Raw genomic sequence first — 15,438 nt, 5'->3', positions numbered from 1 at the left:
CAAATCGATGACGACCAGCTCGCACCGGGATATGGCCGATGTCATTCGCTTTCTTTCAGCGGATGCCGTGCAGGCGGCTAATTCCGGGCATCCGGGAATGCCGATGGGTATGGCGGATGTAGCCACGGTGCTGTTCTCCCGGTTTCTCAAGTTCGATCCGACGGCGCCGAAATGGCCGGATCGGGACCGCTTCGTGCTTTCAGCCGGGCATGGCTCCATGCTGCTTTACGCGCTGCTCTATCTTACCGGCTACGAGGATATGACGCTGGATGAGATCAAGAACTTCCGCCAACTCGGCGCCAGAACCTGCGGCCACCCGGAATACGGTCATGCCGCCGGCATTGAAGCCACCGCCGGGCCGTTGGGACAGGGCATCGCCATGGCGGTGGGCATGGCTCTTTCCGAGAGGATGCTGAACGCCCGCTTCGGCGACGATATAGTCGATCACTATACCTATGCCGTCGCCGGCGACGGCTGCCTGATGGAGGGCATCAGCCAGGAGGCCATCTCGATGGCCGGACACCTTTGCCTGACCAAGCTGATCGTGCTGTGGGACGACAATTCCATCTGCATTGACGGCGCTACCTCCGCCACCCTGTCTGACGACCAGCTTGCCCGCTTTGCGGCAAGCAGATGGAACGTTCAATCCGTCGACGGTCACGATGCGAAGGCTGTTGCCGCCGCCATCGAAAAAGCCCGCGCCTCTGATAAGCCGTCATTGATCGGATGCAGGACCATCATCGGCTACGGCGCTCCCAACAAGCAGGGAACCTCGGCCACTCACGGGTCGCCGCTGGGAAATGACGAAATAGCTGCCGCCCGTAAAAAGCTGGGCTGGGATCATGGCCCCTTTGAGGTTCCCGACGCCGTGCTCTCTTCCTGGCGGCAAGCGGGGAAGCGCGGCGTCGCCGAACGCGCCGCCTGGGAGAAACGCCTGGCGGCGGCGGACAACAAAGAGGAATTCAACCGCATGATAGCGGGCGGTTTGCCCGAAAACTGGCCGGATATTATCAATGATCTCAAGCGTAACTTCGCCAAGGAGAGGCCGAAGCCGGCCACCCGTCAGGCCTCCGGCAAGGTTCTTGAGGCGCTGACCGCCGCTATTCCCGGCCTGATCGGCGGCTCCGCCGACCTCACCGGCTCGGTCAACACCAAGACGCCCAGCACCAAGCCCGTTACCGCCGCCGATTTCTCGGGCCGCTACATCCACTACGGCGTACGCGAACACGCCATGGCGGCGGTGATGAACGGCATGGCCCTGCACGGCGGATTTATTCCTTACGGCGGCACCTTTCTGGTGTTTGCCGACTATATGCGCGGCGCCATCCGCATGTCGGCCCTGATGGGGCAGCGGGTAATCTATGTGCTGACCCATGATTCCATCGGCCTCGGCGAGGACGGCCCCACTCACCAGCCTGTGGAGACTCTGGCCGGCCTGCGGGCGATGCCTAATTTCAATGTCTTCCGCCCCGCCGACGCGGTGGAAACCGCCGAGTGCTGGGCCTTGGCCCTGGCCGCTGCGGATACCCCGTCAGCCATGGTGCTGACCCGCCAGGGTCTGCCGACGCTGCGCGCCGAGCATACCGACCAAAACCGCTGCGCTCGCGGCGCTTATGTCCTGGCCGAGGCGGAAGGCGGCAAGCGCAAGGTCACCCTGCTGGCTACCGGCTCGGAGGTCAGCCTGGCCATGGAGGCCCGTGATCGCCTCCAGGCCGACGGCATTCCCGCCGCCGTGGTCTCCATGCCTTGCTGGGAGTTGTTTGACGCCCAGGACGCCGCCTATCGCAGCATGGTCCTCGGCCCTTCCGGCGCCGTGCGCGTCGGCGTCGAGGCGGCTATTTCCCTTGGTTGGGATCGCTATCTGGGGGATAATGGAGTCTTCATCGGCATGAAGGGATTCGGCGCTTCGGCTCCGGCCGAGCGGCTTTACGAGCATTTCGGCATAACCACGGCAAACATCGTCGCCGCCGCCAAAGAAAAACTGTAGGGAGGAACGGCAATGGCACTGGTATCAATGCGTCAGCTTCTCGACCACGCGGCGGAGAACGGCTACGGCCTTCCCGCCTTCAACGTCAACAACATGGAACAGGTCAAGGCGATCATGATCGCCGCCGACGCCACCGACAGTCCGGTGATTCTTCAAGGCTCGGCGGGGGCGCGCAAGTACGCCGGCGAAACCTTCCTGCGTCACTTGATCCTGGCCGCCATCGAGGCCTATCCCCACATTCCGGTCTGCATGCACCAGGATCACGGAACCTCGCCGGCGGTGTGCCAACGCTCCATTCAGTCCGGGTTTTCGTCGGTGATGATGGACGGTTCGCTGCGTGAAGACGGCAAGACCCCTTCTTCATACGAGTACAATGTCGAGGTCTCTTCCAGAGTGGTGGCCATGGCCCATGATTGCGGCGTCTCGGTGGAGGGCGAACTGGGATGCCTCGGTTCGCTGGAATCAGGAAAGGCGGGCAAGGAAGACGGCCACGGCGCCGAAGGCAAGCTGGAACACTCCCAGCTTCTCACCGACCCTGACGAAGCCGCCGATTTCGTCAAGAAAACCAAAGTTGACGCCCTGGCCATCGCCATCGGCACCAGCCACGGCGCCTATAAATTCACCCGGCCTCCCACCGGCGACATTCTGGCGATCAGTCGGGTCAAGGAAATCCACGCCCGCATTCCCGATACCCATCTGGTGATGCACGGCTCTTCCGCCGTGCCTCAGGAGTGGCTGAAAATCATCAATGATTTCGGCGGCGAGATGGGCCAAACCTACGGCGTGCCTGTAAGCGAAGTGGTCGAGGGCATCAAGCACGGCGTACGCAAGGTCAATATTGACACCGATCTGCGCATGGCCTCCACCGGCTCGATTCGCCGCCACATGGCGAAGAATCCCTCCGACTTCGATCCGCGCAAGTATCTCAAGGTCGCCCAGGACGGCATGAGCGAAATCTGCAAGTCCCGCTACGAAGCCTTCGGCGCCGCCGGTCGGGCCTCCAGGATCAAGGTGATATCCCTTGAAGCCATGTTCGAACGCTACGCCGCAGGCAGTCTGGACCCACGCATAAAGTAGCCGTTACGCAAGCAACCCCGGGAGGGGTTCGCTTAAGAAAGTTATCCACAGATTACACAGATGAACGCCGATTAAGAACGCCTAAAGAAAATCTGCGAAAATCTGCGCAATCTGCGGACAAAATTCACGTCGCGCTATGACGCTCCTCGCAATGACGGCAAGTTTCATAGTCGATTCGAAAAATCGCTTGACCACGCAGCAGAACCTAAGTAGAACAAAAGGACGGTTTTTCTTTTGTTCTTTTTGTGTTGCGTCCGTAGCGCAAGCGGGCGGCAACCGGGTGGAGGGTGCATATGCTGACCAGAAAACAGTACGAGCTTTTGGTTTATATCGACGGTCAATTGCGTGAGATGGGGGTATCGCCTTCTTTCGATGAAATGAAGGACGCGCTCGGCCTTCGCTCCAAATCGGGGATTCACCGCCTGATCACCGGGCTTGAGGAGCGGGGCTTCATCCGCCGCCTTCCCCACCGCGCCCGCGCCCTGGAAGTTTTGCGCCTGCCGGAAAACTTCGCGGAGCAGCCGAAGAAAAAGCAAAAGACGTCAAACGCCGGCTTCGAGCCTAACGTTATCCACGGCGACTTCAAGCTGTCGGGCGCCGCCATTTCGTCGCGCGACAGCGAGTCCATTGAACTGCCCCTCTACGGACGCATCGCCGCCGGCACCCCCATCGAGGCCCTTCGCGATCAATCAACCCTGGTCAGCGTGCCGATCGACATGCTGGGAATCGGCGACCATTTCGCCCTCAGCGTGGACGGCGATTCGATGATCGAGGCCGGCATCCTCGACGGCGACACGGTTATCATCCAGCGTTGCGAGACGGCCGACAACGGCTCCATCGTCGTCGCCCTGGTCGACGATAACGAAGTGACGCTCAAGCAGTTCCGCCGCAAGGGCCATTCCATCGCCCTGGAACCCGCCAACAAGAATTACGAAACCCGTATCTTCGGTCCCGACCGGGTGAGGGTTCAGGGTCAACTGATCGGCCTGATCCGCAAGTATTGATCCGTTCCAACATGGTCCCTACAGAGAGTTGACGATATGAGTGAGAGCATTGCCGCATTTGACGCCGCCGCCGGCAAAATACTGAAATATCCGCCGGCCGGCGGAAAGCGGAACGAAAAAGCGCTCAAGCCGCCGCCGCGCAAACTCAGGATTCTTGACCTGTTCTGCTGCGCCGGCGGCGCCGCGATAGGCTACTCCCAAGCCGGGTTTGAAGTTGTCGGAGTGGATATAAAGCCCCAGCCGAACTACCCGCTTTCATTCATTCAGACCGACGCGCTCGCGCTTGATCCTGAATTTATTGCGTCGTTTGACGCCATCCACGCTTCGCCGCCTTGCCAGTCTTATTCCGACCTGGCCAAGCGGAACGGCAATGCGGATGAATGGCCGCGCCTCATTGAGCCGGTTCGGGATATGCTTGTTCGATCCGGGCTTCCTTATGTCATCGAAAATGTCGAGGGCCTCCTCTGCTTAATCCGGTTGTCCTGTGCGGCACGATGTTTTCCGGTCTGCGCGTGCTTCGTCATCGGCTGTTCGAGGCGAATTTTGAAATAACGCCGCCGCCTCACAAAAAACACCCGAAGGTTCATACCTTTGACCGCCGCAAGTCCCATTTCGGAAAAACGAATGAATGGGAGGATTTTGTTCAGGTCACCGGCGGCGGCAACTGCACTCTGGCCGCCGCACGACACGCCATGGGTATCGACTGGATGACGAAGAACGAAATTAACGAATCTATCCCGCCGGCCTATACCAGGTTTATCGGTGAAGAATTGTTGCGCTATTTATTCTATGCGGGGCAAGAACCGATGAAGTTTTGCGGGAATGACCGATAGGCTGTCGCAAATACGCCGAAGCGCCAACATGAGCGCAGTACGGGGAAAAGACACCAAGTCGGAAATGATCGTGCGGCGTCTTGTCCACGGCATGGGCTACCGTTACAGGCTTCATTGCAAAGAATTGCCGGGAAGTCCCGACCTCGTTTTCCGCTCGCGACGGAAGGCGATATTCGTCCACGGCTGCTTTTGGCATCAGCACAAGGGCTGCCGAAGAGCGGGCAAGCCTCAATCAAATGCCGGCTTTTGGACGGTGAAACTCGACGGCAACGCGGCCAGGGACGCGGAGCAGCTTAAGGCGCTCAAAAAGAAAGGATGGCGCGTGCTGGTTATCTGGGAGTGCGAGATCAAGAATAATGACGAGTTGCGCACGCGATTGAGGCGTTTTTTGGGGTAAGCTCACAGTCCCCCCTCTTTCTCCTTTTCTTCTTTCTTTTTCTTTTCCGGCCTCACTACCCAGGGACGCTTTCCCCGAACTCCGTTGACGCTTTGAAAACGCACGCCGTCCTCATCCAGCCACAGCGCATAACCGCCGTTGCGCCACAGGTCAAAGCGGTCGATTACCGTATGGGCGGACGGGCAGGAAATCCTCACCGGCTCGGCGCTGACGACCACATCGGCGACGCGGCAATCCTCGGTAAGGGCGCCGGCGTGCGCTACCAGGGCGACCACATGCTTTCCCTTGCGATAGATACATCCCATGAAATCACACGACAGGCGGCCATCGACGCCGACCCCCGAGCGCGGCCACGGAAAAGAAGTCTCGACCTGTCCTGCCCGGCGCAGCCAGGTTTGGCGGATGATGCCTCCCGCCTTCGTCGATGACAAGGCGAGGCCGCCCTTTGCCGCGCGCACCGCCAGCAATTTTCCCCGTTCATCGATCATGATGTCCGGCGGACGGACGAAGAATATGGTCGCCACCCCGGCGACGACGCCGAGGCAGCCCCACAGTCGCCATTTAAGACGCCATATGCACAGCCATGCCCCGCCGAGGACGACCGCCGCCAATCCGTAAGACGGCATGGAAGGCAGGACGCTGACCGCTCCCGGCCAGGAGGAAACGCCGGAGGCGACCTGAATAATCACCTCCACGCCCCACCCCATCGGCGTCAAGGCCAGACTTTCCAGGCCCAGCGGCATCAAGACAAAGGCGACTATCGCCCACGGCATGACCCATACCGATGTCGCCGGCACCGCAATCAGATTGGCCGCCAGACCGTAAGCCTGGAAATAATTGAAATGATAGAGAGCGAACGGGGCCGTCGCCGCGCCGGCGATCAAGGTGGTTATGGCGATGCCGCCGATGCCGAGGAGAGGATAGCGCCACCAGACAGGCGGCGGCTGTTCCCGGCCGCGACGGCGATCTATTACAAACTCATAGAAGGCGATGAGAGCGACGACGGCGGCGAACGACATCTGAAAGCCGGCGCCCAGCATGGTTTCCGGCTGAATCAGCATGATGACGACGGCGGCCCAGGCGACCACACGCATGGATATTCCGCGCCGGTCCAGCATAACCGCCATCATGACAATGCTGATCATCAGGAATGATCTCATGGTCGGCACCGTGGCCCCGGCGACTAGGGAATAAGCCAGCGCCCCGATGACGGCGACGCCGGCCGCCCACTTCTTGATGGGATAGCGCAGGGCGATGAACGGCGCCAAAGCCAATCCCCCGCGAACGACGCCGAACAGAATCCCCGCCACCAGCCCGATATGCAGTCCGGAGATCGACAATAAATGGGCCAGACCGGAATCGCGCACATCTTCCATCAGGCTGAGGGAAATGGCGCTGCGGTCTCCGTTCATTAATGACAGGGCGACGGCTCCCCTGGACCCCGGCAACGCCGCGATGACCTTGTCAGAGATGTGTTGGCGAAGCCTCTCTATGATCAGCCATGCGCCGTCAAGACCATTCTCAGGGGCCTTGGCGATCAATTCCGCCCGCCCCATGGCGAAGCCGACGCCGCCCAGACGCTGAAAATATGACTGGCGCTGGAAATCGAAAGCTCCGGGCGCGGCGGGAGGCGACGGCGGCGACAACATGCCTCTTACCCTGATCCAATCTCCCGGAGAGAGATGAGGTTGGTTGCCGCGCAGGCCCAGCCTCACCATGTCCGGCGTGCGATCCGGACCAAGCCCGGTTATGCGCAGGAGATCAAGGGTTATGCGGTCGCCGTCGGGGTAGTTCTCGACCAGAACGACTCGTCCGCTGACCCCGGTCGGCCCCATGCGCTCCGTCAATACCGGCGCCGCCGCCAGCGCCGTCCGCCATTGGGCGGCGGCAAATCCCAGGGAAACGGCTCCCAGTCCGATCAACGTCATCAGCGCCGCCTGCCGACTGCGTCCGGCAAGGCCCAGAATCAGAGTTGCCGCCGCCAACCCCAGCCCCAGCCACAAGGGCGGCTCGACCGGCAACGAGAAATAAACGGATATGCCCAGGCCCAGGCCTATCGGCAGCCACAAAACCCAGCGTTCCCGCTCTTGTTCCAGCACCGCTTCAAGGCGCCGGACAAGAACGCTCACGCCGAACGCTCTTTGGGGAAACGAACGGTTACCGTGGTCCCCTTTCCCTTTTCGCTTTCAACAGTCATGGTCCCGCCATGCATTTCGATCAGGCTGCGGCACAGATGAAGCCCCAATCCCGTGCCCTCCTGTTTTCGCAACCTGTCGTCTCCGACCTGCCCGAAAGCCGCCATAGCCTTGGGGATGTCCTCCGGCGACATGCCGATTCCGGTATCGGCGACGGAGAAAACCGGCGAGCCGTCGGCGTCAAGGCGGACGGCAAGGCAAATCACGCCGCCCCTGGGCGTGAACTTCGCCGAATTGGACAGCAGATTGATCAATATCTGCTTTAACCTGCGTTCATCGGCGATAAGTTTGGGGAAGCCCGGTTCGATCTCGCAATAAAGGCGCACTCCGTTCTTGTCGGTGCGCGTTTTCACCTGATTCATGCACTCTTCGGCCAGGGCGGCAAACTCCACCTCGTCATCGGATAGCTCCAGCTTGCCGGCTTCGATCACCGATACGTCCAGGATATCGTTGATCAGATTATGAAGATGCTTGCCCGAACCATGAATGTTTTTAATGTATTCCTTGTACTTTTCACTGCCCGTCATCGGCCCGAAGATTTCCGTTATGATGGCGTCGGAAAATCCGATGATGGCGTTCAGCGGGGTGCGTAACTCATGGCTCATGTTGGCGAGAAACTCCGACTTGACCATGTTGGCGTGCTTGGCTTCTTCCATGGCGTCGTGCATGGCCTGCTGGGCCAGCCGGCGCAAGGTGGTGTTCGTCGCCGCTCCCCGATACCCCTGGAAATCCCCGTCAGCGCCGAAAACCGGATTGCCGCTTACCCTGATATAGCGCCGGCGTCCCTTCTGGTCATTCACCGAATATTCAAAGTCCCTGAACGGACGACGGGCTTTCAGGGTTTCTTCATACTGGCGCCATTTTTCGGGTTCTTCATGCATTATTTCCGATCCGATAAATTCCTGGTACGTCTTGCCGATAATATCATCGCGGCTGAGGCCGGTATCGGAAAGGAAGCGGTCTGAAATAAAGCTGACGCGCAGGTCAGGACCCATTTCCCAGAACCAGTCGGCCGTCGACTCGGCGATATCGCGGAAACGTTTCTCGGCGGCCATGATGTCGCCGTGCTGGCGTCTGAGAATGCGGTCGGCGTACCGGGTGATCAGCAGAAACAGGACGAACAACATGCCTGAGACAGTGAACAGGCCGACCGTGACTCTGGTCGTGGTGCGCTTGACCTTGTCCAGAAGGGCGGTTACATCCGTATAGAGTTCAAAAACTCCCGCCACATTACCGTCGCTGGTATGCACAGGCACATAACTGGAAATCATGTCGCGGCTGTCGGCCGCGCCGTCATCCCGATAGATCAGGTCGCTGGCGGGAGAGCCGTTAAGCGCCCGAATAAAGTTCGGATTGCCGCTTCTGTCATCGCCGATCTGCCTTGGATCGGACGAGAAAACGGTGACTCCCCGCCGGTTATAAATTTTAACCTTGAGCACGGGTAGCCCGGCGGCGAGGACTTTGAGGTTATCGCTGATTTCGACGGTTTCCTCGCGGGAGCGCAAGGCGTCGCCGCCCGTTTCCTGAACCGATGTTATGTAAGATGAATATTGCGGCCAGATGGAATTGGCGAAAGAGCGCGTCAACGCAACATTCTCCATTTCGCCGAACTCGATAAGCCGGTTCATTTCATGCCGGTTATAGAGAATGACCATGGCGGTGGTGACGGCAATCACCACAATCGCGCTGACAAGAGAAAAAAAACGAAGAAGGTTGAACACTTACAATACGCTCCGCTTCATAACGACATTGCCCCAAAACTAACATAAATAATAAAACGCATAACATACTTCTTTAGGCCGACAGGATATGCTCTAAGAAAACAAAATCGAGAAAGAATATCTGTCCGCCATGACCGTAGTCACCCGCTTCGCCCCTTCGCCCACCGGCTTCCTCCATATCGGAGGAGCGCGCACGGCTCTTTATAATTGGCTTTACGCCAAGCGTCATGGCGGTCGCTTCCTGTTGCGCATCGAGGATACCGACCGCAAGCGCTCTTCCGACGAGGCGGTGGAGGCCATCTATCAGGGGCTGAAATGGCTGGGCCTTGATTGGGACGGCGACGTTGTTTTCCAGTTCCCCCGAGCCGACGCCCACGCCGAGGCCGCAAGGCGACTGCTGGCGAACGGCAAAGCCTATCGCTGCTATTGCTCGCCGGAAGAACTGACTGAAATGCGCGATGCGGCGAAAAAAGAAGGCCGTTCAATGCGTTATAACGGGAAATGGCGCGACCGCGACCCCTCGGAGGCGCCCGAGGGCGTGAACCCGGTAATCCGCTTCAAGGCGCCGCAGGACGGCGTAACCGTCATCAATGATCAGGTGCAGGGCGAGGTCACTATCGCCAATGACCAGTTAGACGACATGGTGCTGCTGCGCGCCGACGGCGCGCCGACCTATATGCTGGCGGTGGTGGTTGATGACCACGACATGGGGATCACCCATGTGATTCGCGGCGACGACCATCTGACCAATGCCTTCCGCCAGACCCAACTGTTCAGGGCGCTGGAGTGGGAAACTCCGCACTTCGCCCATATTCCGCTGATTCATGGCGCCGACGGGGCCAAGCTGTCCAAACGCCACGGGGCGCTCGGCGTTGACGCCTACCGGGACATGGGTTTCCTTCCCGAGGCCATGCGCAATTATCTGCTGCGTCTGGGGTGGGGACATGGCGACGATGAAATCATCTCCACCGAACAGGCGATCCGATGGTTTGACATCGGCGACGTGGGCCGCGCCGCCGCCCGTTTCGACATGGCCAAACTGACCAACCTGAACGGTCATTACCTTCGCGCCGCCGACAATGACAGGTTGATCGCCCTGATCCTTCCCCTGCTTGCTGAAATGGTGGGACGCCCCCTTTCCGGGGAAGCCGAAGATCGCCTTAAAAAGGGCATGACCGCCCTGAAAGAACGAGCCAAGACAATCGTCGAACTCGCCGGAAGCGCGGCATTTTACGTTAAGGAAAGACCGCTCTCCTTGAACCCCAAGGCAATCAGTATCCTGGACGATGACGGCCGCGCCCGCCTTAAAGACGTCTACCCTGTTCTGGCGGAATTAGCGGAATGGTCCGCCGCTTCCACGGAGAAAGCGGTGAAAGATTCTTCTTTCTCCCTTGGAATGATCGCCCAGCCCTTGCGGGCGGCGCTGACCGGCTCCAACGCCTCGCCGGGCATCTTCGAGGTAATGGAGGCGCTGGGCCAGGATGAATCGCTGGGGCGAATCGAGGACGCTTTCAATGGGAAGAATCCATAACTATAGTTAAACCGGCGAGCAACCGGATAACTTAAAGTCGGCGGGAGGGCATCATGAACGGCAAGAGCGGCAAGGATACGGTTACCCTTATCGATAACCGGGACGGGCGCGAATTTGAGTTCCCCATTCTCAAGGGAAGCACAGGCCCCGACGTTATCGACGTGCGCAAGTTATATTCCCAAACCGGGATGTTTACTTACGATCCGGGGTTCAAATCGACGGCAAGCTGCGATTCGGCCATTACCTTCATTGACGGCGAAAAGGGAATCCTGCGCCATCGCGGCTATTCCATCGAGGAACTTGCCGAAAAATCAAACTTCATGGAAGTCAGCTATCTGCTGCTTAACGGCGAGCTGCCGACGGCGGAGCAGGAAAAGGAATTTAACAAACACATCACCTACCACACCATGCTGCACGAGCAGATGTATAACTTCTTCAAGGGGTTCAGGCGCGATTCCCATCCGATGGCGATTATGTGCGGCGCCGCCGGCGCGTTGTCGGCCTTCTATCACGACAGCACCGACATCAGCGACGCAAGCTGCCGCAAGATAGCGTCTTACAGGTTGCTCGCCAAGATGCCGACCATCGCCACCGTCTCCTACAAGTACTCCATCGGCCAGCCCTTTGTTTATCCGCGCAACGACCTGAGCTTCGCCGAAAATTTCCTGCACATGATGTACGCGACGCCGTGCGAGGAATACAAAATCAATCCGGTGCTGGCCAGGGCCTTGGACCGGCTTTTCATTCTCCATGCCGATCACGAACAGAATGCCTCCTCGTCGTCGGTGAGGCTGGCTTCCTCCAGCGGCGCCAACCCCTTTGCCTGCATCGCCGCCGGCATTGCCTCGCTGTGGGGACCGGCCCACGGCGGCGCCAACGAAGCGGTGCTGAACATGCTTACGGAGATCGGCTCGAAGAAAAGGATTCCCGAATACATCAAACGGGCCAAGGACAAGGAAGACCCCTTCCGCCTGATGGGCTTCGGCCACCGCGTCTACAAGAACTACGACCCGCGCGCCAGGGTGCTGAAGGAAAGCTGCCACGATGTGTTGAACGAATTGGGCATCAGGAACGATCCCCTGCTGGAACTGGCCATGGAGCTGGAGCGCATCGCCCTGGAAGACGAATATTTCGTTTCCAAAAAGCTGTTCCCTAACGTCGATTTCTATTCCGGAATCATCTACCGGGCCATGGGCATTCCCGTATCCATGTTCACGGTGATGTTCGCCATGGCGCGCACCGCCGGCTGGGTCGCCCAATGGAACGAGATGATCCAGGACCCGACCACCAGCATCGGCCGCCCCCGCCAGCTCTACAGGGGTTCCGTGCTGCGGGAGTACAAGCCGATGAACAAGCGTTGATATCAGGGCAAGGATCACGATGGCCAAAAAAGATTTAACTTTTCCGAAACCGCTGGGTGGAGAGGATCGCCTGTTCGAGGCGCCGACGGCCCTGGCCAGGGATTTCAAATTCGGCAAGGAGACCGTTCAGGTTTTCGATGACATGGTCGGGCGATCCGTGCCTTACTACGCTGAGATTCAGCGCATGGTCGCGGAGATGGCGGGAGATTTCGCCGTCCCCGGCACGCAGTTGTATGACCTCGGCTGCGCCACCGGCACGACCCTGTCGCTTCTTGACCAGACGGTTGACCCTGAAGTCTCTTTCATCGGCATCGACAACTCGCCGGAAATGCTGGCGACCGCCCGCGCCAAGCTGGATTCCCTGGGAACCGGGCGCAAGATCGAACTGGTGCAGTCCGATCTCCACGCCATGCCGGAACTGAATAATTCATCGATGGTTATCATGCTTCTGACGTTGCAATTCGTGCGCCCGCTTCATCGTGGACGAATCATGGAACAGATTGCGCGCAGCCTGCATGAACAAGGCTGCCTGATTCTGGTCGAAAAGCTGACGCAAAACGACTCGCGGCTCAACCGCCTGTTTATCAACTATTATTACAACATGAAAAAGCGCAACGGCTATTCAGAAACGGAAATTACCCAGAAGCGCGAAGCCCTGGAAAACATCCTGATCCCCTATCGCCTTGACGAGAATGTCGAACTGCTTCATCAGGCGGGCTTCCGTTCGGTCGAGGTATTTTTCCGCTGGTATAATTTCTGCGGCATCCTGGCGTTGAAATAAGTTTTTACCGATGGCCCTCGCATCCACGCAAAACACGCCGTTCACCGTTACCGTCGGCAACTGGTTGTTCAGGACCCGTAACTGGGTCTTTCCGTTGACGGTCGTGACCCTGTTCGCCGCCTTTCGTCCGGCGCCTTTCAACGGCGACCCCGCCGCCGATTTTTGGCTTAATCTCATAGGGATAGCCACGGCGGTAGCCGGCATGTCGTTTCGCGGGTGGGTGATCGGACTCGCCTATATCAAGCGCGGCGGCCTGAACAAGCGCGTCCACGCCGCGACCCTGGTGACGCAGGGCATGTTCGGCGTTTGCCGCAACCCGCTTTATGTCGGCAACATGTTGGCCTATCTGGGCCTGTTCATCCTTCATAACGGCGTCTGGGTGTATGTTCTGGGGTGTCTCGCTTTCGGTTTTTATTATTGGTGCATCGTGCGCGCCGAGGAAACTTTTCTCGCCGACAAATTCGGCGAGGATTATCAACGCTACTGCCGTGAAGTGCCGCGCTTCCTGCCGGATTTCCGTCTGTACCGCCGGGCCTCGCAAGATATGACCTTCCACTGGAAGCGGGTGCTCGCCAAGGATTATTCCACTGTCGGCGGATGGTTTGTCGCGGCGGTGTTGACGCATGCCTATGAAGGTTGGGCGTGGCGGGGCGCGGCGGACATCAAGGGCGCCGCCTTGTGGGCGGCGGCGATAATCATTCTGGCGCTGTTCGTGCGGACCCTGAAAAAGGCCAACCTTCTGGCTGAATGATTATGAGCGCTCTTGTCACAACTCATGACCTGTTTTTCCGACGGGCCGGGCTTGACCCCGGCAAGGTGGAAGCCGTCGTCAACGACGCCCTTCACGGCGCCGATGACGGCGAACTGTTCCTCGAATACCGTCAGTCGGAAGCGCTGGCCTTCGATGACGGTAAACTGAAAAGCGCCTCCTTCGACACCAGCCTGGGGTTCGGGCTGCGCGCCGTCTGCGGCGAGGCCACCGGCTATTCCCACGCCTCGGAGTTGTCGGAAGACGCCTTGCGGCGGGCGGCATCGACCGTCAAGGCGGTGCGCTCAAGCGGCTCGGGCATATCGGCGGAGCATCCTGTCGGCACAAACCGGGCGCTTTATGCGGACGACAATCCGCTGGGAATGGTGGACTTTGCCGTCAAGGTGAAACTGTTGTCGGATATCGACGCTTACCTGCGGGGCAAGGACTCCAGGGTGATGCAGGCGACGGCCGCCCTCAGCGGCGAATGGCAGGCGGTGCGGATCATACGCATCGACGGGCGCAGCATCGCCGATATCCGCCCTCTGGTGCGCCTCAACGTGGCGGTGGTGGCGGCGGACGGCGACCGCATGGAAAGCGGCGGCTATGGGACCGGCGGGCGCGTCGCCTATGAACATTACCTGTTGCCGGAAACCTGGAAGGCGGTTGCCGACGAGGCGCTGCGCCAGGCGCTGGTTAATCTGGACTCGGTTCCGGCGCCGGCCGGCGAGATGGCGGTGGTGCTGGGGCCGGGCTGGCCCGGCATCCTGCTCCATGAAGCCGTCGGCCATGGTCTGGAGGGAGACTTCAACCGCAAGAAGACCTCGGCCTTTTCGGGGCTTATGGGCGAGCGGGTGGCGGCGCCGGGGGTTACCGTCATTGATGACGGAACCATGCCCGACCGCCGAGGCTCGATCTCCATCGACGACGAAGGAACCCAAAGCCGGCGCACCACGCTGATCGAGGACGGCATTCTTACCGGCTACCTGCATGACCGGCTGAACGCCCGCCTGATGGGGACCGTCTCTACCGGCAACGGGCGAAGGCAGAGCTACGCCCACGCTCCCATTCCGCGAATGACCAATACCTTCATGCTGGCGGGAGCGGATGATCCGGGCGAAATCATCGCCTCCGTTGATCGGGGGCTGTACGCCGTCACCTTCGGCGGCGGGCAGGTGGACATCACCTCCGGCAAGTTCGTCTTTACCTGCACCGAAGCCTATCTCATTGAAAACGGCAAGGTGGGCGCCCCGGTCAAGGGGGCGACCCTTATCGGCAGCGGTCCCGAAGTGCTGAAAAAAGTGTCGATGATCGGCAACGACCTGGAGATGGACCCCGGCATCGGCACTTGCGGGAAAGATGGACAGGGAGCGCCGGTCGGCGTCGGCCTGCCGACCTTGAAGATAGACCGCCTTACCGTCGGCGGCACCGCCGCCTGACGCCGAGATCATGGTTTCCAGTAATCACGGTTGCCATGCCGGACGTGAAGTATCTGCACGGTCTCGCCCTTGATGGTGAAGAATATGCGCCACGGAGTCCCGCGCCCGAACAGGGCTTGGCGGATATCACAATCGAATGCCTCGCTTTCCGGCGCAAGGGCGCGAGATTCCGGCATGACTTCCAGGCCGATGATCGCTTCGCGAATACCCGCGAGCCACTTTGCCGCGTATATCGGATTCTCGGTTACGAGCCACTCATGGGCTTCACGCAAATTAGTCCCCTGTTAAAAACTCCGAACGCCCTTGATTTGCCGGGCGGTTTTAGCGATTTGACGTAGTCGGATTTGCAAGAAATCGTATTTTT

Annotated in this window: 12 protein-coding genes and 1 pseudogene; 10 read left to right on the top strand and 3 right to left on the bottom strand. The window is 59.5% G+C overall.

The features are described 5' to 3' along the window. Window positions 1–7 precede the first annotated feature (7 nt). The 5 genes and pseudogenes from A3H92_12740 (at window position 8) to A3H92_12720 (ending at window position 5,298) form a co-directional block, all read left to right on the top strand. Window positions 8–1,987, top strand: coding sequence for a transketolase (locus tag A3H92_12740; protein ID OHC76472.1), 1,980 nt, complete (start codon window positions 8–10; stop codon window positions 1,985–1,987). 12 nt (window positions 1,988–1,999) lie between these two features. Beyond that, window positions 2,000–3,064, top strand: coding sequence for a fructose-1,6-bisphosphate aldolase (locus A3H92_12735; protein ID OHC76471.1), 1,065 nt, complete (start codon window positions 2,000–2,002; stop codon window positions 3,062–3,064). A gap of 293 nt (window positions 3,065–3,357) precedes the next feature. Further along, window positions 3,358–4,068, top strand: a complete 711-nt coding sequence (locus A3H92_12730) for a repressor LexA (GenBank protein ID OHC76470.1) — start codon at window positions 3,358–3,360, stop codon at window positions 4,066–4,068. A gap of 150 nt (window positions 4,069–4,218) precedes the next feature. After that, window positions 4,219–4,901: pseudogene (locus A3H92_12725) on the top strand (hypothetical protein). Next, complete coding sequence (locus A3H92_12720; protein OHC76469.1) at window positions 4,891–5,298, top strand: very short patch repair endonuclease; 408 nt, start codon at window positions 4,891–4,893, stop codon at window positions 5,296–5,298. The pseudogene A3H92_12725 and the gene A3H92_12720 overlap by 11 nt, the downstream one beginning before the upstream one ends. A 2-nt stretch (window positions 5,299–5,300) precedes the next feature. Here the strand turns inward: A3H92_12720 and A3H92_12715 are convergent, their stop codons facing one another. Together A3H92_12715 and A3H92_12710 are read right to left on the bottom strand one after the other, a co-directional pair. Beyond that, window positions 5,301–7,427, bottom strand: coding sequence for a hypothetical protein (locus A3H92_12715; protein OHC76468.1), 2,127 nt, complete (start codon window positions 7,425–7,427; stop codon window positions 5,301–5,303). After that, entirely contained in the window at window positions 7,424–9,214 is a 1,791-nt protein-coding gene (locus tag A3H92_12710) for a hypothetical protein (GenBank protein OHC76467.1), read from the bottom strand. Before A3H92_12710 ends, A3H92_12715 begins: the two co-directional genes overlap by 4 nt. Window positions 9,215–9,344: 130 nt before the next feature. Here A3H92_12710 and A3H92_12705 point away from each other — a divergent pair, with 130 nt between their 5' ends. Genes A3H92_12705 through tldD form a run of 5 tightly spaced genes read left to right on the top strand, consistent with a single transcriptional unit; the run spans window position 9,345 to window position 15,074 of the window. After that, window positions 9,345–10,745, top strand: coding sequence for a glutamate--tRNA ligase (locus tag A3H92_12705; protein ID OHC76466.1), 1,401 nt, complete (start codon window positions 9,345–9,347; stop codon window positions 10,743–10,745). 53 nt (window positions 10,746–10,798) lie between these two features. Continuing rightward, complete coding sequence (locus tag A3H92_12700; GenBank protein ID OHC76465.1) at window positions 10,799–12,106, top strand: citrate (Si)-synthase; 1,308 nt, start codon at window positions 10,799–10,801, stop codon at window positions 12,104–12,106. 19 nt (window positions 12,107–12,125) lie between these two features. Further along, entirely contained in the window at window positions 12,126–12,887 is a 762-nt protein-coding gene (locus tag A3H92_12695; GenBank protein ID OHC76464.1) for a carboxy-S-adenosyl-L-methionine synthase CmoA, read from the top strand. A gap of 10 nt (window positions 12,888–12,897) precedes the next feature. Continuing rightward, window positions 12,898–13,638 (top strand): hypothetical protein, encoded by a 741-nt coding sequence (locus tag A3H92_12690; GenBank protein OHC76463.1) that lies wholly within the window; start codon window positions 12,898–12,900, stop codon window positions 13,636–13,638. A gap of 2 nt (window positions 13,639–13,640) precedes the next feature. After that, window positions 13,641–15,074, top strand: coding sequence for a metalloprotease TldD (gene tldD, locus A3H92_12685; protein ID OHC76462.1), 1,434 nt, complete (start codon window positions 13,641–13,643; stop codon window positions 15,072–15,074). Between the two features lie 8 nt (window positions 15,075–15,082). Here the strand turns inward: tldD and A3H92_12680 are convergent, their stop codons facing one another. Further along, window positions 15,083–15,346, bottom strand: coding sequence for a plasmid stabilization protein (locus A3H92_12680; GenBank protein ID OHC76461.1), 264 nt, complete (start codon window positions 15,344–15,346; stop codon window positions 15,083–15,085). Window positions 15,347–15,438 lie beyond the last annotated feature (92 nt).

The organism is Rhodospirillales bacterium RIFCSPLOWO2_02_FULL_58_16, from assembly GCA_001830425.1.
GTDB lineage: Bacteria > Pseudomonadota > Alphaproteobacteria > Rhodospirillales > 2-02-FULL-58-16 > 2-02-FULL-58-16.
The sequence above is the reverse complement of the archived record's forward strand: the minus strand, read 5'-3'. Positions and strand labels throughout refer to the sequence as shown.